Source organism: Microcystis protocystis FBCC-A270 (assembly GCF_050500235.1).
Classification (GTDB): domain Bacteria; phylum Cyanobacteriota; class Cyanobacteriia; order Cyanobacteriales; family Microcystaceae; genus Microcystis; species Microcystis ichthyoblabe_A.
Window position 1 is genome coordinate 2,906,925 of the sequence record NZ_CP191407.1, and the last position, 24,588, is coordinate 2,931,512.

At 41.1% G+C, this 24,588-nt stretch carries 23 protein-coding genes and 1 pseudogene; 16 read left to right on the plus strand and 8 right to left on the minus strand.

The features are described 5' to 3' along the window. Window positions 1–24 precede the first annotated feature (24 nt). Window positions 25–513 carry a helix-turn-helix domain containing protein gene (locus ACQY1X_RS14065; protein ID WP_104396738.1) on the plus strand — a complete coding sequence of 163 codons (489 nt, stop codon included), beginning with the start codon at window positions 25–27 and terminating at the stop codon, window positions 511–513. Window positions 514–570: 57 nt separating this feature from the next. Here the strand turns inward: ACQY1X_RS14065 and ACQY1X_RS14070 are convergent, their stop codons facing one another. The 3 genes from ACQY1X_RS14070 to ACQY1X_RS14080 form a co-directional block, all read right to left on the minus strand. Continuing rightward, window positions 571–873: a hypothetical protein gene (locus ACQY1X_RS14070; RefSeq protein ID WP_430012972.1), complete on the minus strand. Its 303-nt coding sequence runs from the start codon at window positions 871–873 to the stop codon at window positions 571–573. A gap of 170 nt (window positions 874–1,043) precedes the next feature. After that, window positions 1,044–1,736: a response regulator transcription factor gene (locus tag ACQY1X_RS14075; protein ID WP_430012973.1), complete on the minus strand. Its 693-nt coding sequence runs from the start codon at window positions 1,734–1,736 to the stop codon at window positions 1,044–1,046. 24 nt (window positions 1,737–1,760) lie between these two features. Next, the gene (locus ACQY1X_RS14080) at window positions 1,761–2,969 is read right to left on the minus strand and encodes an RNA-guided endonuclease InsQ/TnpB family protein (RefSeq protein ID WP_046660969.1); all 1,209 of its coding nucleotides are present in this window, start codon (window positions 2,967–2,969) and stop codon (window positions 1,761–1,763) included. A 243-nt stretch (window positions 2,970–3,212) separates the two neighbouring features. Between ACQY1X_RS14080 and ACQY1X_RS14085 the strand changes: the two genes are divergently transcribed. From ACQY1X_RS14085 to ACQY1X_RS14095, 3 genes are all read left to right on the plus strand, one after another. Next, window positions 3,213–4,577, plus strand: a complete 1,365-nt coding sequence (locus ACQY1X_RS14085) for a sensor histidine kinase (RefSeq protein WP_430012974.1) — start codon at window positions 3,213–3,215, stop codon at window positions 4,575–4,577. Between the two features lie 296 nt (window positions 4,578–4,873). Continuing rightward, complete coding sequence (psb27, locus tag ACQY1X_RS14090; protein ID WP_104396655.1) at window positions 4,874–5,275, plus strand: photosystem II protein Psb27; 402 nt, start codon at window positions 4,874–4,876, stop codon at window positions 5,273–5,275. A 341-nt stretch (window positions 5,276–5,616) separates the two neighbouring features. Continuing rightward, window positions 5,617–7,986 (plus strand): endonuclease MutS2, encoded by a 2,370-nt coding sequence (locus ACQY1X_RS14095; protein ID WP_430012975.1) that lies wholly within the window; start codon window positions 5,617–5,619, stop codon window positions 7,984–7,986. A 142-nt stretch (window positions 7,987–8,128) separates the two neighbouring features. On the opposite strand, the gene pyrC is transcribed toward ACQY1X_RS14095, so the two are convergent. Beyond that, window positions 8,129–9,163 carry a dihydroorotase gene (gene pyrC, locus ACQY1X_RS14100; RefSeq protein ID WP_002732640.1) on the minus strand — a complete coding sequence of 345 codons (1,035 nt, stop codon included), beginning with the start codon at window positions 9,161–9,163 and terminating at the stop codon, window positions 8,129–8,131. 578 nt (window positions 9,164–9,741) lie between these two features. On the opposite strand from pyrC, the gene ACQY1X_RS14105 reads away from it, so the two are divergent. The 7 genes from ACQY1X_RS14105 to ACQY1X_RS14135 all read left to right on the plus strand — a co-directional run bounded on the left by ACQY1X_RS14105 (window position 9,742) and on the right by ACQY1X_RS14135 (window position 17,544). Continuing rightward, complete coding sequence (locus ACQY1X_RS14105) at window positions 9,742–10,251, plus strand: hypothetical protein (RefSeq protein ID WP_002732892.1); 510 nt, start codon at window positions 9,742–9,744, stop codon at window positions 10,249–10,251. A gap of 71 nt (window positions 10,252–10,322) precedes the next feature. Continuing rightward, complete coding sequence (locus ACQY1X_RS14110; protein WP_002733167.1) at window positions 10,323–11,102, plus strand: photosystem II S4 domain protein; 780 nt, start codon at window positions 10,323–10,325, stop codon at window positions 11,100–11,102. A 43-nt stretch (window positions 11,103–11,145) separates the two neighbouring features. Then, entirely contained in the window at window positions 11,146–13,194 is a 2,049-nt protein-coding gene (locus ACQY1X_RS14115; RefSeq protein WP_430012976.1) for a DNA phosphorothioation-associated putative methyltransferase, read from the plus strand. Between the two features lie 34 nt (window positions 13,195–13,228). Continuing rightward, the gene (locus ACQY1X_RS14120; RefSeq protein ID WP_002775524.1) at window positions 13,229–13,858 is read left to right on the plus strand and encodes a Uma2 family endonuclease; all 630 of its coding nucleotides are present in this window, start codon (window positions 13,229–13,231) and stop codon (window positions 13,856–13,858) included. 13 nt (window positions 13,859–13,871) lie between these two features. After that, window positions 13,872–15,185 (plus strand): dolichyl-phosphate-mannose--protein mannosyltransferase, encoded by a 1,314-nt coding sequence (locus tag ACQY1X_RS14125; protein ID WP_002732128.1) that lies wholly within the window; start codon window positions 13,872–13,874, stop codon window positions 15,183–15,185. A 61-nt stretch (window positions 15,186–15,246) separates the two neighbouring features. After that, window positions 15,247–16,257, plus strand: coding sequence for a tryptophan--tRNA ligase (trpS, locus tag ACQY1X_RS14130; protein WP_069474619.1), 1,011 nt, complete (start codon window positions 15,247–15,249; stop codon window positions 16,255–16,257). A gap of 237 nt (window positions 16,258–16,494) precedes the next feature. After that, complete coding sequence (locus ACQY1X_RS14135; RefSeq protein ID WP_069474620.1) at window positions 16,495–17,544, plus strand: DNA-methyltransferase; 1,050 nt, start codon at window positions 16,495–16,497, stop codon at window positions 17,542–17,544. Here ACQY1X_RS14135 and ACQY1X_RS14140 read toward each other — a convergent pair. Further along, window positions 17,541–18,130: pseudogene (locus ACQY1X_RS14140) on the minus strand (ScaI family restriction endonuclease). The gene ACQY1X_RS14135 and the pseudogene ACQY1X_RS14140 overlap by 4 nt on opposite strands. 396 nt (window positions 18,131–18,526) lie before the next feature. Here ACQY1X_RS14140 and psb34 point away from each other — a divergent pair. Further along, the gene (gene psb34 / locus ACQY1X_RS14145; protein WP_002732326.1) at window positions 18,527–18,706 is read left to right on the plus strand and encodes a photosystem II assembly protein Psb34; all 180 of its coding nucleotides are present in this window, start codon (window positions 18,527–18,529) and stop codon (window positions 18,704–18,706) included. Window positions 18,707–18,780: 74 nt separating this feature from the next. Here the strand turns inward: psb34 and ACQY1X_RS14150 are convergent, their stop codons facing one another. Next, window positions 18,781–19,563 carry a tetratricopeptide repeat protein gene (locus ACQY1X_RS14150; protein WP_147068878.1) on the minus strand — a complete coding sequence of 261 codons (783 nt, stop codon included), beginning with the start codon at window positions 19,561–19,563 and terminating at the stop codon, window positions 18,781–18,783. Window positions 19,564–19,625: 62 nt separating this feature from the next. On the opposite strand from ACQY1X_RS14150, the gene psbP reads away from it, so the two are divergent. The 4 genes from psbP (at window position 19,626) to ureG (ending at window position 22,334) form a co-directional block, all read left to right on the plus strand. Continuing rightward, window positions 19,626–20,174 carry a photosystem II reaction center PsbP gene (gene psbP / locus ACQY1X_RS14155; protein ID WP_430014795.1) on the plus strand — a complete coding sequence of 183 codons (549 nt, stop codon included), beginning with the start codon at window positions 19,626–19,628 and terminating at the stop codon, window positions 20,172–20,174. A 256-nt stretch (window positions 20,175–20,430) separates the two neighbouring features. Further along, the gene (locus ACQY1X_RS14160) at window positions 20,431–20,841 is read left to right on the plus strand and encodes a hypothetical protein (RefSeq protein ID WP_002731575.1); all 411 of its coding nucleotides are present in this window, start codon (window positions 20,431–20,433) and stop codon (window positions 20,839–20,841) included. Window positions 20,842–20,974: 133 nt separating this feature from the next. Continuing rightward, on the plus strand, window positions 20,975–21,562 hold the full coding sequence (locus tag ACQY1X_RS14165) for a Maf family protein (protein ID WP_430012978.1): 588 nt from the start codon (window positions 20,975–20,977) through the stop codon (window positions 21,560–21,562). Window positions 21,563–21,737: 175 nt separating this feature from the next. Further along, on the plus strand, window positions 21,738–22,334 hold the full coding sequence (gene ureG / locus ACQY1X_RS14170) for an urease accessory protein UreG (protein WP_004158168.1): 597 nt from the start codon (window positions 21,738–21,740) through the stop codon (window positions 22,332–22,334). Between the two features lie 7 nt (window positions 22,335–22,341). Here the strand turns inward: ureG and ACQY1X_RS14175 are convergent, their stop codons facing one another. Both ACQY1X_RS14175 and ACQY1X_RS14180 read right to left on the minus strand, forming a co-directional pair. Beyond that, a complete protein-coding gene (locus ACQY1X_RS14175) occupies window positions 22,342–23,067 on the minus strand; it encodes a WecB/TagA/CpsF family glycosyltransferase (RefSeq protein ID WP_002775551.1) in 726 nt (241 codons plus the stop codon). Window positions 23,068–23,094: 27 nt separating this feature from the next. Beyond that, a complete protein-coding gene (locus tag ACQY1X_RS14180) occupies window positions 23,095–24,510 on the minus strand; it encodes an ABC transporter substrate-binding protein (RefSeq protein ID WP_430012979.1) in 1,416 nt (471 codons plus the stop codon). Window positions 24,511–24,588: the final 78 nt, after the last annotated feature.

Genomic DNA, 24,588 nt, shown 5'->3' on the forward strand with positions numbered 1-24,588 from the left:
GGAGTTTATCAGGATGTAACAACAATGCACAATGAGCCATTTACTCAAGCAGCGCAACAGTGGGACTTACAAACCCTCTACGCTGATCTCACCTTCGCCAAAGGAAAACCCCTAACCCCTGTGGAAAAAACTCATCTGCGTGGCCTACTGTGTGGCTGTAGTCCCTCAGAAATCGCTGAAAAACTCCATAAAAACCCTAACGGGGTAGAGACGGATCTTTGTGCTACGGTGTATCGTTATGTTAAGAATTTACTGGATAAGAATAACGGACGTATTGATAATTGGCGTAATATTACCCAATGGTTAGAAGAAGCAGGTTATAAACATCCTTCTGCTGAAATTCCCATTAATAATGTATTACCTGAACAAAGCGTTGTTAATATTACTAATATTAATTATGAAAATAAACAAATTGTTATTCATTTCAATCTTGCCATCCCTACCTCAAATAATATGCGTAGTTATCAAAATGAATCAGAAAAAAGTCAAGACGCTGAGAAAATGGATACTTGATTAAGCGTTTGAATGATGATCCTGTTCATAATCAGGGGAAAACTTCCGGGGAAGAAATTAGGAAACACCACCCAGACGGGCGTATTCTAAAATTGACTGGCTAAGAGCATCGCGATCATCGCGGGTGAGATAATAATTCTGGCCGCCGATATCATTAAGAAACCGCAGTAGGGCAAGACAAGCGGACTCTAGATCCGCCCGGTGTCGGGCAGCCGCTAAAGCTTGTTCAGAGGTGGCATAAACTAGGCGATTGCTAATTCCTTCCCTGCCATCCACTCGCCAACATTGAAAAGAATAACCCTGCATTTCTGCGCTCAATTCAATCTGCCAACCGTGATAGTCAAATCGCGTGTAAATCATTTCAAGCAGCCCCTTTTAGGAGAGGAAAGTCACAGGTTTGACCGCTCTGATTGTCTAGAAGCCCTGCACCTGTCTAACTTTCTAATTTAACGGGTGATTATGGAAACCCGCTGCAAACTTCGTGCAGATTTCGTGCAGAAATGATTTTGTCCACTGTCTAAAGGCAGATATTACTTCAAACGATAACCAAGACCGTGAACGGTTTCAATAAAGTCTTCCGGTGCGCCCAGGGATTTTAGCTTCTGACGAAGACCGCGAATATGGGAAGTAACGGTTTCCTCGGCCGGAGAATCGTCCAAAGACCAAACTCGCTCAATAATACCCGATCGACTTAAGACCCGGCGCCCATGGGTAACAAGTAATTCTAAGAGAGCGAATTCCTTGGGGGTGAGGGAAAGAAGTTGACCGTTATAACTGGCCTCGTGGGTACTGGGATTTAACTGCAAACCCCCCCAAGATAATAAAACACTGCTGGTACTGCTACCACGTCGAATCAAGGCCCGAATCCGCGCCATTAATTCGCCCAAATCGAAGGGTTTAGTGACATAATCATCGGCCCCTGCGTCTAATCCGTCGATTTTATCGATTACCGTATCCCTTGCGGTTAATAATAGGACGGGAACGGTGGCATTAGCAAAGACGGGATGATGGGATTCCGCTCGTCGCAGACGTTGACAGAGCAAAGTTCCGCTTAATTTTGGCAGGGTGACATCGAGAACTAAAAGGTCATATTTGCCTAATTCTAGCCAATTCCAGCCTTCTTCTCCGTCTCTAGCCACATCGACAACGTATTGTCGCTCGCTCAAAGCCTCTCGCAAAATCTCGGCTAGTTGCATATCATCTTCTACTACTAAAATTCGCATGGTCTAGAGTTGACACTCCCGCCGTTAAGCTGACGCTGTGACGGGGGATTCTTGATTCACAGAAACCCGCTTTTCGGTACAAGTACCAACGAGTCTTACAGTTTCTCCCCAAGCTTGAAATTCCGACTGTCCATCGGTATTTGTTGACAGTATTCTCATACCTTCTTCCCTTAAATTCTTGGCGGCGTTTTCATCTCTATCGTGCTGCGTCTTACATTCTGGACAAATCCATTCACGAATACTGAGAGTCAACAAATCATTTTTAAATCCACAGCAAGAACAGAGCTTTGTACTCGGATAAAACCTGTCAACTTCTACAAGTTTTCCTCCCTCTCTTTCTAGCTTGTAATCCAAGAAATTAAGCAACATACCAAAACCAGCGTCATGTATTGATTTAGCTAATTTAGTCCTTGCTAACCCTTTAATATTCAGATTCTCGGCTACAACGATTTGGTTTTCATCGCATAACTTTCTGGAGAGTTTATGAAGAAAATCCTGTCTAGTATTTGCTATCTTTTCGTGAACCTTGGCTACCTCCTTAATGGCTTTTTGGCGATTATTAGACCCCTTGGCTTTACGAGACAATGCTTGTTGTCTCCGCTTTAAACGTTTAGCATATTTTCTGGTAGGTTTGATTGGGTCAATCTTGTAGGTTGTTTCACCATCAAAAACCGTAACTAAAGAAGATAAACCTAGGTCTATCCCTGATATTTTTAGTTTTTCAATGGTTGTTGAGTCATCCATCTCAAACAAGATGGCAGCAAAATATTTATCTGTACTGGTTTTAGAAACAGTTACGGATTTAATCTTACCATTTATTACTTGAGAAATCTTAGCTTTTACAACCCCTAATTTAGGTAGCTTAATTCCCTTATTTCTAATTGAACAACTTTCAGGATAACGGATTGATTGTTTTTTGTGCTTACTTTTAAATTTAGGGAATTTTGTTCTTTTTGAGAAGAAGTTCTTAAAAGCAGATTCTAAGTTTTTCAATGATTGCTGCAAGGTAGCGGCAGTAGCCTCAGCTAACCATTCAAAATCCAGTTGTTTCTTGAGTTGGGTAAGGTCTTTTGCCATGTCACAGTAGGTCATTCCTTTACCAGTCTCTAGGTACTGATTGTTAGTTTTATTTAAGTAGTAATTCCAAACAAAACGGACGCAACCAAAGTTTTTAGCTAAGGCTAGTTCCTGTTTTTTGTTTGGGTATATTCTCACTTTTAAAACATTTAACATCAGCCTGACCCCATCTGTGCTATCTTTTCAGTATAACACTTACCGCTTAAATATGTCAAGCTCATACATACCTTGAGAATCAAGCCTTTCCTTATTAGGAAACGCTGTCGCGTTAGTTTAGATTCTGGGGGCAATTCATCTCCCGTTAATTTCTGGTATATTTTTAATTAAGGAGAAATTTAACGGGAGTCCTCTTGCTCCATTTAGATAGAGTAAGCTGGAAATAGCGTCGGTTAACTCCTGATGAATTGGCTCAAACAAGGAAAATGGATTGCGGGAGGTTTCGGGCTAACTGTTTTACTGATGGGAACTATTAGCCTAGTTTCCTATCGCAATACCCTCGCTCTGCGTCAGCGCGCTGCTGAGGTGGAAGTTACCTACGAGATCATCGATAATCTCGCTAATCTTTACGCTAACATGGCGGTGGCCGAATCGGGAAGACGGGGTTATATCAAAACTGGCAGCCCCAGTGAATTAGGCCGTCATCGTCGGGCGATCGCTTTGATGCAATCTAACTGGCAACTCTTGGCTAAACAATTAGAAAACGGCACGGATTTCGAGCGGGAAATGGTGACTCAGATCGGGGATTTAATGTATCGGCGAATTGCTCTATTTAATCAATCGATCGCTACCTATAAATTCGATCGATCCGATGATATTTCTCAAGATGCAATCACGGTTAAAAGTGTCGAAGTCCGGGATAAGTTTCAAAATCTTCTTACCTATTTACAAGCTAGTCAGAAAAGGAATTTAAGAAGTAGCATCGCTAGTTCTAGGGATAGTATTAGCGAAAATTCTCTGTTGGGTTTACTGGGAACTTTTACTAGCTTTGGGATTATTTGCGGAGTTTATTTTTTAGTTTTTTGGCAAGAGAAACGGCGACAAAAAAGTGATGAAATTCACCGGTTATTACTACAGGAAAAAGAACTTTCCGATCTAAAAATTCAGCTTTTTTCTATGATATCCCATGAGTTCCGAACTCCTTTAACCGTGATTCTTTCCGCCTCGCAGTTATTAGAAAATGGCTTAAAAGATGCAGATCAGTCGAGCAGAAAAAACCTATATAGAATCCAGTCTTCTGTCAAACTAATGAATCAATTTTTAACAGATATTTTGATTTTAACAAGGGCAGAATCTGGTAATCTCAGTTGTCGGCTAGAGCCGCTCGATATTGAAGCTTTTTGTTTAAATTTAGTCGAGGATTTTCAATTTATCAATAAAAATAATACCCCGATTAAATTTGTCAGTCAGGGATTGATGATCCGTCCCTATCTAGATGAGAAACTGCTCTACTCGATTTTAAGTAATTTACTCTTAAATGCGATTAAATATTCCCCCACAGGAGCAGGGATTAGTTTGATTTTGTGGAAAGATAGCGATCGCATTGTTTTTCAAGTCCGGGATCACGGGATCGGCATTGCCGAGGAAGATAGAGGCAAGATCTATGAACCCTTTTATCGGGGTCAGAATGTGGAAAATATTATCGGCACGGGATTGGGGTTAGCAGTGGTTAAAAAATGCGTCGAACTCCACCGTGGCGAAATCGCCCTAGATAGCCAAGTGGATAAGGGAACAAGCTTTACCGTCAAACTGCCCATTTCACCCTAGTTCCAGCTTGAGCGGCCCAAAGATTACAAAATTTAACTTTCTTTCTTCCGAAATGGGACGAAAGCAACGGAGAATTTTTATCGCAGCTGGAATTAGTCCAGAATCAACTCACTCCGGGTTGATGGCATCGAAATTTTAGGCAAAAATAGGGCTTTTACCGCCCAAAAAGCCTATATTTTCGCTATTTCCCCCCCAGTTGACCCCTGATTTTTGCAGCAGGTTGACTCTCCTGGGGAACTGGTCACGGTTTCCTGATAGGATAAGGTGACTTGGGATTAACTTATGGTGTTGAAAATATGTCTCTAAAACCTTACATTTCTCGCTTATTAGCTTTGGTTCTCGTCCTGGTCATCGGATTGATGGGTTGTTCTAGTAGTTCAGGGTTAACGGGCAATTATGGACAGGATACCCTGACGGTGATTGAAACTTTAACCACAGCCCTTGATGTGGTCAAAGATGACCCGAATAAAGCGGCAGTTGAGTCGCAAGCAAAGGAACAAATCAACGATTACATCTCCCTCTACCGACGAGATAAAAAATCCGGGGGTTTGCGTTCTTTCACTACAATGCAAACAGCCTTAAACTCTCTGGCAGGTTATTATACCGCCTACGGTTCCCGTCCCATCCCCGACAAACTCAAACAACGTTTAAAACAAGAATTTAAACAGGTGCAATTCTCTCTCCAGAAAGGAATTTAAATACAGTTATCAGTTATCAGTTATCAGTTACCAGTTATCAAACTCGACCGAATATTATAAGCTGTACTGAATTTAAACTGCGTATTAGAAATTTTAGTACAAATGCTCGAACTTCCTCTCCCTGCTTCCAACTCCGGCACTCCAGTGCAGTCTTAACGAGTAATTTAGATAGTCAACAGATTGGTGGGATTGTTAAGTGACAGGTATTAGGTGCGAGTAACAGTGCTGTCTTTTCCCTGATGACTGATGACTGATTACTGTTGACTGAAATGACTCCTGTAAAAATCAGACCAAATCCGGTTAGACTAGAAATACAAAGCGTATTATAAAAAACTACAAAATTGATTCAAGACGAAACCCTAGAATTATTGGAATGGCCGCGGCTATGTCAACACCTAGCTACTTTTGCAGCGACTAAACTAGGTGCGATCGCGATTCGTCAATTGCCCTTACCAGAAAGCAAAGAGGAAAGTTTAAACCTACTCTGCCAAACCAAAGAAGTTTATAGCTTAGAACAAAAATTAGATAGTCGTCTTTCCTTTGATGGGATTAGCGACATCGGTGATGCCCTAGAAAGGGCGCATCTGGGGGGTTTATTATCGGGACAGGAACTTTTAAATATTGCCACGACTTTAGCCGGAGTGCGACGTTTACGGCGTTTAATTGACGAACAGGAAGATATACCGGTTTTAAAAGAGTTAGTAGCGGAAATTCGCACCTATCCAGAGATAGAACAGGAAATACACCGTTGTATCGATGAAGATGGCCGGATATCCGATCGCGCTAGTCCCCAATTACGCGAAATTCGGGGACAAATGAAGGTGATTAGAGAGCGAATTTACCGCAAATTACAGGATATCATGCAAAAACAGGGCGGTGCTATCCAAGAAGCAGTCATTACCCAAAGAAGCGAGCGCTGGGTGATTCCCGTCAAAGCATCGCAAAAAGAGCAAATACCGGGGATAATTCACGATACTTCCAGCACAGGGGCGACTTTTTACATTGAACCTCACTCTATCGTTGACCAAGGCAATCAACTACGGCAATATCGTCGTCTGGAACAAATCGAAGAAGAAAAAATCCTGCGACAGTTAAGTAATCTGATCGCCGAAGCTTTTGAAGACTTAGAATATTTACTAGCGATCGCTACTAGGCTCGATCTGGCCACCGCCAGGGCCCGTTACAGTTTATGGTTAGAGGGTAATCCCCCCCACTTTATCGATGGTTCGGAAACGATTACTTTACGGAATTTGCGTCATCCTTTGCTCTGGTGGCAAAAACACCATGAACAGGGGGGGGAGGTCATACCAATAAATGTGCAGATTAGCCCAGAAATTCGCGTTGTTGCCATCACCGGACCAAATACCGGCGGAAAAACCGTTACTTTAAAAACCCTCGGATTAGCGGCTTTAATGGCGAAAGCGGGCTTGTTTATTCCAGCGCGGGAACCGGTAGAGATACCCTGGTTCGATCAGGTTTTAGCCGATATCGGCGATGAACAGTCTTTGCAACAGAGTTTATCAACTTTTTCGGGTCACATTCGCCGGATTGTCCGCATTTTAGCGGCTTTAAATTCTCGTTCCTTGGTTTTACTCGATGAGGTGGGAGCCGGTACGGATCCGGCCGAGGGAAGTCCTTTAGCGATCGCTATTTTACAATACCTCGCCGATCATAGTTTACTGACGGTGGCTACCACTCACTACGGGGAATTAAAAGCGTTAAAGTATCGAGATTCTCGCTTTGAAAATGCCTCGGTAGAGTTTGATGATCGCACCCTTTCCCCCACTTATCGACTATTATGGGGCATTCCGGGCCGTTCTAATGCTTTAACTATTGCCCAGCGTTTGGGATTAAGTGCCGAAATTGTGGCCGAAGCGAGAAATCATCTGGGGGGGTTATCGGAGGAGATAAATCAAGTAATTGCTGGTTTGGAAGCGCAAAGACGGGAACAGGAGTCAAAAGCTAAGGAAGCTAGTCAATTACTCCAACAAACGGAGAAATTTTATACAGAAGTTTCTACACGGGCTAATTCTCTACAGGAGAGAGAGCGAGAATTAAAGCGTTATCAGGAGCAGGAGATACAAAAGGCTTTATTATCGGCAAAAGCAGAGATTAATGACGTTATTCGCCGATTGCAAGCAGGAACAAAAACCGGTAGAGATGCCCAAAAAGCCACAGAGGAATTAACTGCGATCGCAGAAAGGTTATTACCAAAAACGGAAAAAACTAAGGTTAATTATCGTCCGCAAGTGGGGGAAAGAGTCCGCTTGCCCAATTTGGGACAAACTGCCGAAGTTTTAGCAATTTCACCGGAATCAGACGAGATTTCCCTGCGTTTCGGTATGATGAAGATGACCCTACCCTTAGATCAGATTGAGTCTTTGGATGGTCAAAAAGTGGAAACTGCGCCAAAACCTGCCAAAAATTTGCCACAAACTCCCACAAAACCCCAGGAGACTCCTTTAATTCGTACTGCTAATAATACCGTCGATATTCGCGGTTCTAGGGTGGCAGAGTCAGAAACGGATATCGAACAGGCGATCATCAGGGCTACCCCATCGGGTATATTATGGATTATTCACGGTAAAGGTACGGGGAAATTGCGTCAAGGTGTTCACGATTTCCTATCCCGTCATCCCCAGGTAAAACGCTTTCAATTAGCACCCCAAAATGAGGGGGGTTCGGGGGTAACTATCGCTTATTTAACTTAGGGTTTTCAGATGTGATACTAAATCCCTTGAGTATAGGCTACATATCAGGGCAGGCACTCATGCAAGGGGCAAGAGGGGGAATAAATAATCAGTCTTTAATAAATCGTGAATTCTTGACCGCAACTATCAAGACTGGCGGTTTTTATTGCCCTAATTGCCAGGTTATCTCTTCACCCGCTCGTAACGGCACCAGTCCAGATTCGGGAAAGGGCAATTCATCGGGAATGCGCCAAGGGGTTTTGTTTAATGTGATTTGTTCCGTATTCCGGGGGAGTTGATAAAAATCTGGCCCGTGAAAGCTGGCGAACCCTTCCAGTTGCTCAAGCGCATCGACGCTCTCAAATGCTTCTGCGTACAACTCTAGGGCGTGCAGAGCCGAATAACAACCCGCGCAGCCACAGGAACTTTCTTTGCTGTAGCGAGAATGGGGCGCACTATCGGTCCCTAGAAAAAACTTGGGATTGCCCGATGTTGCCGCTTGCAAAAGTGCCAAACGATGATCCTCTCGTTTCAAAATCGGCAGGCAATAAAAATGGGGACGAATGCCACCGGTAAAGAGAATGTTTCGGCTAAACAATAAATGTTGGGGCGTAATTGTGGCGGCGACGTTGTTGTTAGCAGATAGAACAAACTTGACCGCATCGGCAGTGGTAATGTGTTCAAAGACGACCCGCAGTTTCGGAAATCTGGTTATCAGTGGGATTAATTGCTTCTCAATGAACACTTTCTCGCGATCGAACACATCAATATCACCATCGGTAACTTCTCCGTGCAGTAGTAGCGGCAGATCCAGCTGCTCCATCGCTGCCAAAACGCGATCGCACCTACGAAGGTCCGTCACCCCCAAGTCGGAATTAGTTGTGGCACCGGCCGGGTAGTATTTCACCGCTTTGACAAACTGGGAGGCTTTTGCCGCCATAATTTCTTCGGGACTGGTATTATCGGTGAGATAGAGGGTCATCAATGGCTCGAACTGTTGACCCTCTGGAACTGCTGCCAGAATGCGATCGCGGTAGGCGGCGGCATCGGCCACGGAGCGCACTGGGGGCTTTAAATTCGGCATGATAATGGCACGGGCAAACTGACGCACCGTATGGGGTAGAACCGCTTTCAGTGCCGCACCGTCGCGGAGATGAAGGTGCCAGTCGTCGGGTCGAGTGATTGTGAGTCTTCGCATTGTTCCATCATACAACGGTTAGGAATCCCAGCGCCACAACTAAACACAAGAGAGAAGTCAATCTTCGGTCAGGGAATCAATTCCCTATTTCAGCAGTCAAGTCGGTTTTAACTAATAAGCTGCCGCGCATCTAAATTGGTCTATATCTATAAGAGAAGGCTGGATCTGCGCTATTTATTTCTCTTTTTTTCATAAATTCAATTGGCGTACAAGTGAATTACTTAAGACTAGATATGATTACCAAAAATCTAATCTCTCTTTTAGTTTTTACCTCAGATGTAGCCGATGAAAACATTCAAATAATGACAGGAGTGAGTCAAACTTTACAGTCTAATCCCAATGGTAATAGTCCTAAAAAACTTCTTGTTAATAATCATTTAACTATCTTTCTTTATGGTTAATTAGTGCCAGAAATAACCAAGATAGAGCAATTTCTTGAATTGCTAATAATTCCACATTAATCAATCCTATCCAAGATTGACTAACGCATCCCCTTGAATATTTTCTTGATCGAGCGGCTTTTCAGTCCCCAAAATCCTTACAATAGGAGATGAAGATAACCTGAAAAGTTGGAGAATATGAATTATCTCATTGCCGTGTTAGCTGATCGCATACAAGCAGAAGAAGCTTCCGTTGCCCTGGAAAAGGCGGGAATTCCCCAATCTCAAGTGACCATTCTCGGTCGCGGCTATAAAAGTGCTGATGAGTTCGGTTTGATCGATCCCTTCCAACAGGCCAAAAAACGGGCTACTCTCATGGCTTTTTGGTTAATTCCCTTCGGTTTTGCCGGCGGCTACCTTTTTAACCTGATTACGGGATTGCATACCTTTGATTGGGCCGGAGAACCGGGCAATCATATCGTCGGCGGCATTGCTGGGGCGATGGGGGGGGCGATGGGCAGTATTTTTGTCGGTGGTGGCGTGGGTTTATCGTCCGGCAGTGGCGATGCACTTCCTTATCGCAATCGTCTCGGTGCGGGAAAATATATTATTATCGTGCAGGGTTCGGAAAACCTGAAAAATCAAGCGACTCTTATCCTGCGTCAATTTAACCCCGAAAATCTGCAAGGATACGCCCTAGAACGGTGAACGGTTATCGGGAATAAGTTATCGGTCATTTGATTTTTTCCTAAGAATTTTTGATTAATTACCAGAAAACAATGTTACCAAGAGAAGAATTACTAAAGGGTGTTGAAAACCGCGAGGAGATAGCGAAAGTTATTGATAAAGCCGAACAAGCGATTAAGACTTGGGAAGTGACGACTACAGACTTTCTTTCTCCTGCGGTTTTAGCGGAAGTGGAACGAGTTTTTCAGCGTTTAACTGATGTGTCAATGCAAAAATGGGGCGGTTATCCCCAAGCAGAAAGACAGCGCCTCGGTATTGCTAGAGTTGATCTACCTTTGACAGTAACAGATATTCCCCTATCTGCCCTTGATATTGCCGGTAATTTTCTTTTTGATACCGCTAACCACCGGGATTTTTTAGGGGCGATGTTGGGGACGGGTATCGTTCGGGAAAAAGTCGGCGATATAATCGTTTTAGGTGAGCGAGGAGCGCAGGCGATTGTAGTGCCTGAATTGGCAGATTTTTTATCTGCTAATTTACTACAAGTGCGTTCGGTTCCAGTGAAAACTAGCCTGATTCCTTTGACGGAATTAAAAGTTAGACCACCGCAAAAAAAAGAAATTAATACCGTGGAAGCTTCCTTACGTTTGGATGCGATCGCATCGGCGGGTTTTGGCATTTCTCGCAGTAAAATGGCCGAGGCAATTAGCGCTGGGGATGTGCGAGTTAACTGGAAAGATATCAGTCAATCTAGTTATAACGTTAAAACCGGTGATTTGATTTCTTTTCGGGGAAAAGGTCGTTTAGAAGTGGGTGAGGTTACTGTGACCAAAAAAGAGCGCTATCGGGTTCATTTAACCAGATTTATTTAGTTTTTTCTGTCTCTAGAATTTGTTATTAGACAGATTAATTGTCATGGCTGAGAATTTCGCCTTAATCGTGCAACTGTGTCAAGTTAGTCCCATCGGTAAACTATTACCGGGGGCGCTTTATGTTCATCGAGAAGCATTACATCAACTGGATCCTATCCTCCAGAATTACGAACAACAAGCAAGAATTAATCAGCATTTATCTGAGGCAACAATAATTAAATTTAGCACCGATAAACCGAAAATATCCTATCTTTTTTATCCCGATTTTGATCGGGAACCTCACCCAGTTTTAACTAAAAGTTTAGTGGTAGATCTGGGGACATTAATCTTAAGTGAATGGAATTATCAAAATGCTGATAATCCGCCTATTTTACACCGAAAAGAAACTTTTGTTACTAGGGACTATCCTTTTTATGAACAATTCGAGCATCTCACAAAAATCGAGAGTGCTTTAGGACTTTTAAACAGTTCTTATCCCATCGGTACTAAACAGGAATGGCAACGACTTTTAAGAAAGCATCACCTTGATTTTGCAGGAGATTATTTAGTTTGTAATCTAGAGGGACAAAAGGAAAAATCGATAATAATTGATCGCCACAAGGCTGCTCTTGTTCGCAAAACCCTTTCTCGTCCAGCAAGATTAGCATTAGCGGCGGGATTATTCCTTCCTGAAACCACTTTTTTTGATTACGGTTGTGGTTATGGAGGTGATATAGAACGCATAGCTGAACAGGGTTATCAAAGTGAAGGTTGGGATCCTTATTATCGTCCCGATAGTCCTTTAATTGAATCTGATATTGTTAATTTAGGCTATGTAATTAATGTTATTGAATCCGCCGAAGAACGGCAGGAAGCTTTATTAAAAGCTTGGCAATTAACCCGTCAAGTTTTAATTGTTTCAGCACAGATTCTAATTGATGATAGTGAACGGGGTTTAATGGCCTATGAAGATGGAATTATAACCCGTCGCAATACTTTTCAAAAATACTATCAACAGGAAGAACTAAAACAGTATATTGATAGCACTTTGGGGGTTGATTCTATTCCAATAACTTTGGGAATTTATCTGGTTTTTCGAGAGGAGGAAAAAGCCGAAACTTTTCGTTTATCCAGATGTCGTTCCCGCGCTACCACACCTAAAATTAAAACCCATCTCAAACGCTTTGAAGATTACGAAGATTTATTAACTCCACTGATGGAATTTTATACCCAGCAGGGACGTTTACCCGTCGCAGGAGAATTATTACAAGAGGAAGAAATTAAGGCAGAATTTGGCACTTTTAGACGCGCTTTTCAAGTGATTTTACAAGTAACAGAAGGGGAAGAATGGGAGATAATTGCCGACAAAAGACGCGCCGATCTTTTACTTTATTTAGCTTTAAGTCAATTTAGCCACTGTCCGAAAGTACGGGAATTATCCCCCGCTACCCGTGCCGATTTTAAAGCTTTATTTGGCAGTTATCGCAATGCTTGCGCTTTAGCAGAAGAAGTGTTAATAAGTGCGGGAAATCTGCCAGCGATCGCTCGTACTTGTGAAAATAGTTCTTTAGGCAAACTTTCCCGTTATTCCCTAACTATTCATATTAGCGTTCTGGAAAAATTACCGATGTTATTACGCTTATATGAAGGTTGTGCCAGTCAAACTATCGGACGGTTAGAAAATGCTAATGTTATTCGTTTATCCTTTCGTCAACCCAAAATTTCCTATCTCTATTATCCCGATTTTGATACAGAAATCCATCCGATTTTAGCCACTAGCATGGATGTATATTTAGGTTCCGCTGATTTTAGTTTTCGCGATTATCGGGATAGTCCTAATCCGCCAATTTTACACGAAAAAGAGCTTTTAGTAACGGCTGATTATCCCAACTATGATAAATTGGTTCGCTTAACTCAATTAGAAAAGGATTGGGGATTGTTAGAAGATCGAAAAGCGATCGAACGTTTACAGGGTTGGCAAAAATGTTTAGAGGAGCATTGTGCTACAATCAAAGGCCATCAAATTCTGTGGCGAAAAGATGCCGATCCCTATAAAGTTAGGATTTTACGCGCTAAAATTAACGCCAGAAGAAATCAAAATAAGTCTTCCTGAGTAATTAAGTAAAATAGATGAGGTAATTAATTTTATGATGACTACGATTCGGTTGCAAGGATTAGAAGGTTTCGAGTTAAAAGCTAATGATCCTGAACAAAGGATGTTTATTTCTGGGGTTAATTGGCAACAGTACGAAACCCTCTTAAAACATTTAGAAGATAGTTCCAGTTATCGCATTACTTACCTAGATGGAATGGTAGAAATTATGGCTCCTAGTCGTCGTCACGAAGTTAGCAAAAAAAATATCGGTAGATTGGTAGAAGTTTATTTAGAATATGCTGAAATTGATTTCTGGGGATTAGGTTCCACCACTTTGCGAAAACAGGAAAAAGAAGCGGGAAAAGAACCAGATGAATGTTTTTGTTTATTTACAGAAAAAGAGTTTCCTGATTTGGCGATTGAAATCATCTTAACCAGTGGCAGCCTGAAAGTTTTAGAAGTTTATCAAAGATTAGGAACTCAAGAGGTTTGGTTTTGGCAAGATAATCAGTTAAAAATTTATTCTTTGCAAGAGAATGGCGAATATATTTTAATCCCTAAAAGTGCTTTATTACCGGATTTAAATTTAGAATTATTAGCCGAATACGTCAACCATCCTAATCCCCGTCTTGCTGTCAAAGAATTTCGCTTGTGTTTAACAGAAAATTCCCAGTTATCATAACTATTATCTTTCCATGAATTCTCAAGTAAAATTTAACCTATCTATCCTAGGGATATTTGTATTTTCCCTAGGAATAAGATTCTGGAATCTCAGTCAGTTTAATACTCTTGTTTTCGATGAAGTTTACTATGCTAAATACGGCAATGAATATCTAATCGGTAAAGAATTTTTCCAGTCGCACCCACCGTTAAGTCAATATTTAATTGCTATTAGTATCTGGATTGGTTCCCATTTTCCTGCCGATCCTGAAACCATTAATAATTTAACGGGTTCCCTGCGCTCAACTTTTAGTTATCGCTGGTTAAATGCTTTGACTGGTTCTTTTATTCCCCTCATTATCGGCGCAATTGCTTATCAATTAACCCAGAGAAAAACTGTATTTTTAATCACAACTTTTCTCGCCAGTTTAGACGGATTATTTCTGGTGGAATCCCGCTACGCTCTCAATAATATTTACTTAATTTTATTCGGTTTGTCTGGACAATTATTTTTTTTATTAGCACTCCAGAAAAATCAGAAACTTAATTGGCTATTATTATCAGGAGTTTCTTTCGGTTTAGCGGCAAATATTAAATGGAATGGCTTAGGATTTTTACTGGGAATATTTATTTTTATCGGTATTGCTTGGTTAATAAAATTATTTAATCAAGAGCAGTCAAAAGATCATCTTTGGACAAAGGCAACTAACCTGAGATTAGAGGACATTTTTATCGCCTTAATTGTCTTTCCTCTTATTACCTATAGTTTGCTGTGGATACCTCATCTTCTCGTCAACCATCAATATAATTTTTGGCAAGTACATCAAGAAATTTGGTCATTTCATCAGAGAATCAAGGGTAATCAATCTGATGTTCATCCCTATTGTTCTCCTTGGTATAGTTGGTTAGTAATGGGGCGACCTGTGGCTTATTATTTTAAGAGAGTAGGTGATAAAATTTATGATGTTCACGCGATGGGAAATCCGTTGTTATGGTGGTTTTCTACGATAGCGATTCTAGTGGTTTTTAGTCGATTATTTAACCGAAAAGAGCGAGTAATTTCTGCCTATCTTATCTGTAACTATATTGCTAATCTGCTGCCCTGGTTAAAAATTAGTCGCTGTACCTTTCTCTATCATTATATGGCTGCCTATAGTTTCACTTGGATTGCTCTAGCTTGGCTCTTAGCCGATGGTTTAGAAAGTTCCAGTCCTATTTATAAAAATGGCTCGCGCTCGCTGATAATTTTGATAACTTTTGCTTTTATTCATTGGCTACCAATTTATTTAGGCATTCCCCTGTCAGTGCGGGATTATTATCTGAGAATGATTTTTCCCAATTGGATTTAGGATGAAATTAGCACCAAAAACTGATACAATAAAATCATGATAAAAAGCGATCGCATGAGTTATGGGTAAACAAAGAATCTTATCTGGTGTGCAACCAACTGGCAATTTACATTTAGGCAATTATCTAGGTGCGATCCGCAATTGGGTGGAGGGACAACAAGACTACGATAATTTCTTTTGTGTGGTCGATTTACACGCGATCACCGTTCCCCATAATCCCGCCACTCTTGCGGAGGATACTTTAGCAATTGCCGCTTTATATTTAGCCTGCGGAATTGATTTAGAATACGCGACTATCTTTGTCCAATCCCACGTTAAAGCTCATACAGAATTAACTTGGTTATTGAATTGTATCACCCCTTTAAATTGGTTAACCGATATGATTCAATTTAAAGAAAAAGCAATTAAACAGGGGGAAAATGTTGGCACGGGGTTACTCGATTATCCCGTACTAATGGCTGCCGATATTCTACTCTACGATGCCGATAAAGTACCTGTGGGAGAAGATCAAAAACAACATTTAGAATTAACCCGCGATATAGCTGTTAGAATTAATCATCTTTTTGGGCAACCGAAACAACCAATTTTAAAACTTCCTGATCCGATGATCCGCAAGGAAGGAGCGCGGGTGATGAGTTTAACCGATGGCCGGAATAAAATGTCTAAATCCGATCCTTCCGAGATGAGTCGGATTAATATTCTCGATAGTCCCGATGTCATTGCCAAGAAAATTAAACGCTGTAAAACCGATCTAGTTAAGGGTTTAACTTTCGATGATCCAGAACGTCCCGAATGCTATAATTTATTAACTCTCTATAGCATTTTATCGGGAAAAAGTCAAGAGGTGGTCGCAGCAGAATGTGCAGATTTAGGTTGGGGACAATTTAAACCGATGTTAACAGAAGTCACCATAGAATCTCTGCAACCTATTCAGGAAAAATACACCGAAATTAGAGAGGATAAAGATTATTTAGCTACAGTTTTACGGCAAGGTCGTCTCAAAGCAGAAGCGGTAGCCAATCAAACTCTCGATCGAGTCAAAAATGCCATGGGTTATTTACCACCATTTTAGGGATAATTTTCGGGTGCATCTGATAATTATCCAATCTACTCAGTTGAGATTTTTCAAGGAAAACTCGCTGCTTTATCAGTCAATCTTTAACTCTTGGTGGGGTTTTATCCCCCCCATCCAGGGTAAGGGAAGGAGAATGATTACAAAAGTTATTAAATTAAGCACAACTCCAGTGATATTTTGGTAAAATAAGGGCATAATTAAAACTATCAAAATACTTACCTGTCCTTTGAGATTATGGTTGTAGAGTCCCAGCGGAAACAAAAAAAACTATCGTCTAGGGAAGATGAGTCTCGTCCAATTGCCAGCAAGGAACAAAACTCTTATCTAGCAGAGGGAATTGTTGATCATCAATCAACTCAGATTGCTCCTTCCTCCTTACTACAGCCATTTTCTCCAGAGTTAGAAAAAGATAGAGCCAACAAATTTAATTTTCTTAAAGAAATTCTGGTTAGTCATCTTGGTCAACCTTTTTACTCGGACAACGGCTTTATTCTTTATCAAGGAGATGCCACAAACTTTTTGTCTAAACTATCTCATAGTGACATAAAAATTGACCTCACTGTTACATCACCACCTTATAATATTGGCAAAGAATATGAACGAGTTCTTTCAATCAATGACTATGTTGATTGGTGTGCTAATTGGCTGCGGCAAATTTATCAGATTACTCAAGATAACGGCGCTTTGTGGCTAAATGTTGGTTATTTAGAAGTACCAGAAAAGGGATTATGTGTTCCGATTCCCTATCTTCTTTGGGATAAGTCTCCCTTTTATCTTTTACAAGAAATTGTCTGGAAATATGGGGCAGGTGTTTCTACAAAAAATCGTCTTAGTCCTCGCAATGAAAAATGGCTTTTTTATCTCAAAAATTGCCAAGAATATACTTTTAACTTAGACAATATTCGTGACCCTAACGTTAAGTATCCCAATCAAAAGAAAAATGGTAAATATCGTTGTAATCCCCTCGGTAAAAATCCTTCTGATGTGTGGGAAGTTTCTAAAGTCACTACAGGAGAAAAGCGCAGTTCTAAGGAAAGAACCGGACATCCCGCACAATTTCCTTTAGCAATTGTCGAGAGAATTATACAAGCTTCATCTAATCCGGTAGAAATAATTCTTGATCCCTTTGCCGGTTCTTGTTCTACAGGAATAGCGGCCTTGGGATTAGGAAGAATTTTTGTGGGTTTTGAAATTCGACCAGACTATTGCGAGATAGCTGCAGAGAGATTTAAAAGATTTAAAAAAGAAAGAAGCAATACTTATATCCAAGGCTCATTATTCTAGATTTTTCGATACAATTGGAGCAATTTATAGTTTTCTACGTCAGAGGAAAGACGCGATTGTTGACCTGTAGCTGCCTTTTGCCCAATCCAATCCCCAGAATCAATCCAACCGAAACGAATTAGTTTAATCTGAGGATTAGTAGTATTAGAAAACTTCTCAAAGTTAACTGCTAAATAGTATCCAGACTTACCTTTTTTGCTGTTATTAGAATTTTGAGCATAGCTTCTATTGCCATATATATGTCTAGGATCAGAGGAGGTTTTGACTTCAATTGAAAAAAAGTCATCAGGTATATAGACAATATCTTTATCAGATATACTGATATCTCCTCTCCAGAAATCGGGATATTTTGCTTTTAGTTCTAAAGGAATTAATTGATGAATAGAAAACCCATAATTTGAGGTTTAGGGAAGATATCCCTACCAATTCTAAAACCTTTTGTACCTAACTGAGAATTAAAAATTGATTGCCAAGATGTTAAAACAACATCAACAATTGCATCGGTAGATAGGGGATGTCTTTCCACAAGTCGTTGGGTGATAGATAACCAATTACTAGGAGAGAAATCTGCATAGGGAGAATTCATCTATAGTTTTTTTCCGGCGTTATTGGATACAGTAACTAATATTAACGCAACCACCTCCCCCTATCCCAACACCTAATACTAAATTCTGTTTAAAAGGTATAGGAGAGTGGGGAACGCTGGATCAGGGAGCAGGGAAAAACAATCCATAACTTGGGAGTTAATCATAGTATTAAAAACGGATTTAGTATGATTAGCCTTTTTAAACTTGTTTTCGCAGTTTCAATCCTTGAAAATGCGATCGCCAATAAAAGTAGCAGAGTCCGGCAGTTACCCCAAGACTAAGAATTGTTATCCCCGTGGGAATTTCCAACATACCCGACTCGGTTGCTGATATGTTGTAGGATTGTAATAAGAGGATTTTTTTCCTGAAAAATTGTCATATTTGAGGTTTTGATTATGCCTTATACAAATGAAGAAGGTGGACGCTTAAATAATTTCGCCGCCGAACCGAAAGTTTATCAAGCGGATCCCCCCACTAAATCGCAACAACGTAATTATCTTTTCTGGGGTGTTGCTGCGATCACACTTGTCGGTGGACTGTTAGCCGTCGCTTTTTACGCATCTCAAGCTGGCTAAAATTTAGTCCCTCGTAGTTGCGATTTAGCCCCTTTCACTCCTCTTTACCGCTAATATCACAACTACTCCCTATTTTAAGGCTTTTGACCCTGAATTAATGCCACTGCTGACTGAGACTTAGCCGCAGTCCCCTGTTTACCCTGAGATAAGGCTAGACGGGCCGCCTCCTCTAAATCAGCGATCGCTTTTTCCCTGTTTCCCAATTTATAATAGGTCAAACCCCGATTGTGGTACGCTTCGGCAAAATTAGCATTAATTTTCAGACTCTCATTATAGTCCCTTAAAGCCATTTCCTGCTGTCCGGCTCGGTTATAGGACAGGGCGCGATTATAGAAAATGCGATCCTGTCCTCTAGTTCCCTGTAAACTCAAAGCTTTTGTGTAATCCTCGATCGCTTCTAGGTGTCTTCCCAAGTCATCCTTAGCATTACCGCGATAAATAAAGAAATCAGCAAAATTTCCGTTTAAAGCGATCGCTTTTGTGCAATCTTCCACCGCTGCCTCGTATTTTTTCGTCAGATAATGCACATAACAACGATTACCGAGAGCATTAACATAATTGGGGTTGATTGTCAAGGCCTGGGTGTAATCTGCGATCGCTCGCTCGTACTGGCCGAGAACTAATTCCGCATAGCCGCGATTATAATAAGCATCGGCATCCTTCGGTTCTAATTGTAGAGCTTGAGTAAAATCTGCGATCGCCCCTGAGTAATCCCCTGCGGTTAAACGATCCACCCCCCGATTATAAAATTCTACAGCCTTCACGGGGTTAGCGGTAGTTTGAGAGACTAGGGGAGAGATAGTCAGTAAAAAAGTCGCTATAGCCATAATAATTGTCAATTTTTTCTTAATTTTCATAATCCCTTCACCTAAACAATTCAAGGTAAAATTAAACAGCCCTACTCACAGGTCAAAATATCATGATTAAATCTCTTTTGGCGACTTTCCTCCTAATTACCACCCTCCTCTTCACCGGTTGTGCAACTCCCATCGCTGGACTGCAAGGATACACCAGTGGCAGCCAAGGCTATCAATTTTTATATCCTAAGGGTTGGACGCAGGTGGATGTGAAAAAAGTTGCAGGAGTAGATGTGGTTTTTCATGACCTGATCGAAACGAGCGAAAATTTAAGCGTTATTATCAATCCCGTCCCCGACAATAAAACCTTAACAGATTTAGGGACACCCTCGGAAGTTGGCTATCGTCTCCTGAAAAATAACAGTCTTAACCCCAATCTCGATAAGGAAGTAGAATTAATTCGCTCAGAATCTCATCAAATTGACGGCCAAGATTATTATATCCTCGAATATCAAGTTAAATTAGCCAACGGCCAAGAACGTCATAATCTGGCCAGCGTCACGGTTAATAATCATAAACTCTATTCTTTTAATCTTTCCACTTCCCAAAAACGTTGGACGCAAATTCAAGAACTCTTTGAAACTATCGTTGATTCTTTCTCGGTTAGTTAAATGTCAGAGGATAGGAAATTTTCAGTAAAATGTAGGGTGCGTTAGACGGCAAAAATTCCTGTTTTGACTTAAAGGTAACAATCCGTCGTAACGCACCACCTATCATCAACTAGGTAGCCGGTTATAATTAAAGATAACATATAAAGAACCAGAAGCCTGTCCCACTATCTAACAATTAATTGAGATTACTTACTGAATCAGTAAATAGTAATCAGTAAGAAAGTGGTAACTGATAACTGATAACTGATAACTGAATATGAGTAACTCGGAAGAAAATAGACTAGATAGACTCGAATCTCTTGCTGAAAATACCCTAACAGAACTACGGGAGATTAAATCAGGACTACAGGAGATTAGATTAGGATTACAGGAGATTAAATTAGGACTACAGGAAACCAATCAGGGATTAAAAGAAACTAGAGTGATCGCTAATTCTAACGCCAAATCGATCGAAGCGTTAACTAATAGTCTTGCTGAGTCTAAAAAAGAATGGGAAAAAGACAGACGGGGACTTTATCAACTGCTAGGACAATTAACTCGATCAATGTCGGATTTTTATGAGGTTCAGTCAGATTTTTACAATCGATTTGACAATGAAGGAAGACAATCCCGCATGGTTGAGATTTTAGATCGTTATTTTCCCCCCGAAAATCCTGCCAATTCTTAGCATAAATAGCTAAAAAACTGATAACTGATGGTGGGTTACGGCCAATAGATCAATTAATAATTAATTCTAATAATTTGTCATTGCCTAACCCACCCTACCTAACTATCTCCTATCTCTTTTGACTGAAAAAACTATGTCTATTCCCTTGATTCTTGCTTCCGCTTCTCCTGCGCGTAAAAAACTATTACAAATGGTAGGAATCGATCCGATTGTGCGAGTGAGTAACTTTGATGAATCGACAATTAATGCCGATGATACTCTCCATCTTGTCCAAACTTTAGCCCAATGTAAAGCGCAAACGATCGCCCCCCAATTTGATACAGGATTAATTCTTGGTTGTGATTCCGTCTTAGAAGTAGCGGGGGAAGTCTATGGCAAACCCAAGGATAAATCAGAAGCGATCAATCGTTGGCAAAAAATGCGCGGTCTGGTGGGTACACTCTATACAGGTCATGCTTTAATCGATCGAGTTAATAATCAAACTTTGACTCGTTGTGGGATCACTAAAGTTCACTTTGCCAATATCAGCGATGAAACAATTATTGCCTACGTTGACACCGAAGAACCCCTCAAATGTGCCGGCTGTTTTGCCTTAGAAGGAAAGGGGGGTCTATTCGTGGAAAGATTAGAGGGATGTCACAGTAATGTTATCGGTTTAAGCTTGCCCCTGTTTAGGCAGATGTTAACGGATTTTGGCTACCAAATCACTGACTTTTGGTGATCTTTTTGCCGATAATTTCCCCAAATTTATTGGCAAAAGGGCTTGACAAATTCTCAGATTTGTGTTAACTTTTTATTATAGTGGGAATCCGTGTCGCCCTGCGAACCCCTCTTTTTTCTATCCGATAGCCCCAAAATTTTTAACCCTTTCCTTTTCACTTTTTCCCGAAAAAACTATGTCTTGCTTGCGCGTGGGAATTGCCGGTCCGGTGGGTTCAGGAAAAACAGCCCTGCTCGATGCCCTGTGTAAAAATTTGCGGGATCAATATCCGATCGCCGTAGTCACCAATGACATTTATACTCAAGAAGATGCCCAATTTTTAGTGCGATCGCAAGCTTTAGCTCCGGAAAGAATTTTAGGAGTAGAAACGGGAGGATGTCCCCATACAGCTATTCGCGAGGATGCCTCAATTAACTTAGTTGCCATTGAACAGTTAGAGAGAAAATTTGCTAACTTAAAGCTAATTTTTCTGGAAAGTGGTGGTGACAATTTAGCGGCAACCTTTAGCCCGGAATTAGTAGATTTAACCATCTATGTGATTGACGTGGCAGCCGGGGATAAAATCCCTCGCAAGGGTGGACCGGGTATCACCAAATCGGATTTATTGGTAATTAATAAAATAGATTTAGCCCCGATGGTGGGGGCAGATTTAGGGGTGATGGATAGAGATGCCAAAAAGATGCGCGGGGATAAACCCTTTATCTTCACCAACTTAAAAACACGGGAAGGATTAGAGCGAGTGATTGCCTTTATCGAAAAGAATTTATACTAAGCTATTACTAGGAATAAAAAAGAGAGCGCCAGAAAAACTTAGGTAAAGCTAACATTCTTTTCCAGCGCCAAGGTTCCTGATAAAGTCGATACAACCACTCTAAATTATTGTCACAGAAAAAGCGAGGGGCGCGGATTTTTGTCCCGGACCAGATATCAAAACTGCCCCCCACACCTACCCAGATAGCTTGGGGACAGAGATGGCGATGTTCCCTAATCCAATATTCTTGTCGGGGTACTCCTAAACCAACTAAAATTAACCGCGGTTGTTGATCTTTTAATACCTCGATCCAATCGGACATTTCCTGGGAGGATAGATAACCGTGGTTAGTCAGAATACGGATATTAGGTATCTTTTTTTGCCAATTACTTGCCGCTTGTTCAGTAATCCCCGGTTTACCACCAAAAAAAGCAATAGGAAAACTTTCTCCCTGCATTCCTAACTCAGTAATTAAGGATTCTGATAATTCAATACCGGGGCAGCGGGTTTGTTTTTTTCCCCTTAATTTTAAGTAAATAACAATCCCGGCGCCGTCGGGAATAACTAAATCTGCTTCTCGAATAACTTGGGCAACTTTAGCATCATTTTCCCCTAACATTGCCATTTCTGCATTAAGAGTGACAACGTGGGAACCAAAACCTTGATAGAGGCGATCAATTAACCAACGACTGTAGTTATCGAGAAGATGAACTGGTAAACCGAGAACAGAATATTTAGGGGGAGTTTCTAACATATAATTCATCTTGATTTAGTTGTCATTTTATCGAGAAATTGGCACAAAATCTACCCCAAAACTAGAACGAGAACCGGGTTTAACTACCACTAATTGCACCGATTGATTGCGATCGCCAGACGGTAAAAATCGCACTGGATTAGTCGCCCCAGGCACAGAAAAATTACTGCTTCTTAACGCCTGTTGAACTCCCTCGCGGCTAGATTCTGCCTTAATGCCAGCGATTAAAGCCTGGGTAGCGTCATAGGCGGTAGCAGTGCGCCAATTTACGTCTCCTTGCCACAATTGGCGGGAATTATTCACAAAAGGACTGTTCGGATTAGCCCCTAAATGCCAAGAGATAGCGACAACCATGCCCAAGGCATTTTTTCCGCCTACATCCAGAGTTTTGGGGCTATAAACGTCATCACCCGCCACAATCGGTAATTTTTGGCCATTGATTTGAACCACCTGCAAAGCCTTATCTAGGGTACCACTATCCCCAAGAAGGGCGATGAGATTTGCTCCCTCCTGTTGAGCTTGTTGGAGGCTTTTAGAAGGGGTAAAAGTGAGGGAAGATAGATCAAATTCACTCACCACTTGACCTCCTCCTAATCCTAAAGCGGTGGTAAATTCAGATTTTAGGGATTGACTATAACCACTTTGGGAGTTAAAAAATACCACTGCCTTGACGTTAGGAATTTTTTGCAAACTAGATTCGGCTAATGCTCGTGCTGCCACAAAATCACTGGGAACAGAACGAAAGATATAGTCACCAAAATTGGAGAGTTTAACTGAGGTACTGATGGGGGAAATCATTACTAATCCCGCTTTTTGATAGATAGCAGCCGCCGCTAAAGAGGTGTCACTGCTAGTGTGTCCTACTACTCCTAAAATGCTGTTATCAGCCGCTAATTTTTGGGCAATTTGAGCGGCAATTTCGGGATTATCAGCATCATCAGCAATGAGAACTTTTAAAGGAATGCCATTAATTCCTCCGCTTTGATTGATTTGATTTTGAGATTGGGCAACTCCTCGTAAAACTTCTAGGGCGGTGTTGACATTGCTACCAATTGGCACGGAAACGGCGATAGTATAGGACTTAGCTTCACCAATACGGGCGTTATTTAAGTAGATGAGAGCTTCGGGATCATTTTGATTAGCTCGCAGGGATTTTTCTAGGAGGTAAACTGCTTGCTGAAAGTCTCCTTTTCCGAGTGCCTGTATAGCAGCTTGTTTGTCAGAAGCAGCCCCTTCAACTATTAATAAGTTTTCACCTTGACTAAATCTTGCCTGTGGCAATACCGATTTTTGCTCTGGTGATATTTTCTCGATTTCAGAAAGATTGGTTGGGTTATTTGATCCTTGAAAACGATTGTATAACCACCAACTACCAGCCCCAAAAAATATTAGGGTAATCAGCAGGGATAAAAGCAGGGTAACTGTATCATTTTTCTGGCTCATGGGCTGATAACTAAGATTAAATTAATGGTTTAATCGAGATTGATAGTTAATAAAAGCACCAATTCAATTCTGAATTGC

Coding starts and splice junctions, on each gene's coding strand:
- ACQY1X_RS14065 (WP_104396738.1), top strand. CDS start 25: ATGCACAATGAGCCATTTACTCAAGCAGCGCAACAGTGGGACTTACAA.
- trpS (WP_069474619.1), top strand. CDS start 15,247: ATGGGTAAACAAAGAATCTTATCTGGTGTGCAACCAACTGGCAATTTA.
- ACQY1X_RS14120 (WP_002775524.1), top strand. CDS start 13,229: ATGATGACTACGATTCGGTTGCAAGGATTAGAAGGTTTCGAGTTAAAA.
- psb34 (WP_002732326.1), top strand. CDS start 18,527: ATGCCTTATACAAATGAAGAAGGTGGACGCTTAAATAATTTCGCCGCC.
- psbP (WP_430014795.1), top strand. CDS start 19,626: ATGATTAAATCTCTTTTGGCGACTTTCCTCCTAATTACCACCCTCCTC.
- ACQY1X_RS14115 (WP_430012976.1), top strand. CDS start 11,146: ATGGCTGAGAATTTCGCCTTAATCGTGCAACTGTGTCAAGTTAGTCCC.
- ACQY1X_RS14150 (WP_147068878.1), bottom strand. CDS start 19,563: ATGAAAATTAAGAAAAAATTGACAATTATTATGGCTATAGCGACTTTT.
- ACQY1X_RS14105 (WP_002732892.1), top strand. CDS start 9,742: ATGAATTATCTCATTGCCGTGTTAGCTGATCGCATACAAGCAGAAGAA.
- ACQY1X_RS14175 (WP_002775551.1), bottom strand. CDS start 23,067: ATGTTAGAAACTCCCCCTAAATATTCTGTTCTCGGTTTACCAGTTCAT.
- ACQY1X_RS14160 (WP_002731575.1), top strand. CDS start 20,431: ATGAGTAACTCGGAAGAAAATAGACTAGATAGACTCGAATCTCTTGCT.
- ACQY1X_RS14070 (WP_430012972.1), bottom strand. CDS start 873: ATGATTTACACGCGATTTGACTATCACGGTTGGCAGATTGAATTGAGC.
- ACQY1X_RS14165 (WP_430012978.1), top strand. CDS start 20,975: ATGTCTATTCCCTTGATTCTTGCTTCCGCTTCTCCTGCGCGTAAAAAA.
- pyrC (WP_002732640.1), bottom strand. CDS start 9,163: ATGCGAAGACTCACAATCACTCGACCCGACGACTGGCACCTTCATCTC.
- ACQY1X_RS14180 (WP_430012979.1), bottom strand. CDS start 24,510: ATGAGCCAGAAAAATGATACAGTTACCCTGCTTTTATCCCTGCTGATT.
- ACQY1X_RS14080 (WP_046660969.1), bottom strand. CDS start 2,969: ATGTTAAATGTTTTAAAAGTGAGAATATACCCAAACAAAAAACAGGAA.
- ACQY1X_RS14085 (WP_430012974.1), top strand. CDS start 3,213: ATGAATTGGCTCAAACAAGGAAAATGGATTGCGGGAGGTTTCGGGCTA.
- ACQY1X_RS14075 (WP_430012973.1), bottom strand. CDS start 1,736: ATGCGAATTTTAGTAGTAGAAGATGATATGCAACTAGCCGAGATTTTG.
- psb27 (WP_104396655.1), top strand. CDS start 4,874: ATGTCTCTAAAACCTTACATTTCTCGCTTATTAGCTTTGGTTCTCGTC.
- ACQY1X_RS14125 (WP_002732128.1), top strand. CDS start 13,872: ATGAATTCTCAAGTAAAATTTAACCTATCTATCCTAGGGATATTTGTA.
- ureG (WP_004158168.1), top strand. CDS start 21,738: ATGTCTTGCTTGCGCGTGGGAATTGCCGGTCCGGTGGGTTCAGGAAAA.
- ACQY1X_RS14110 (WP_002733167.1), top strand. CDS start 10,323: ATGTTACCAAGAGAAGAATTACTAAAGGGTGTTGAAAACCGCGAGGAG.
- ACQY1X_RS14135 (WP_069474620.1), top strand. CDS start 16,495: ATGGTTGTAGAGTCCCAGCGGAAACAAAAAAAACTATCGTCTAGGGAA.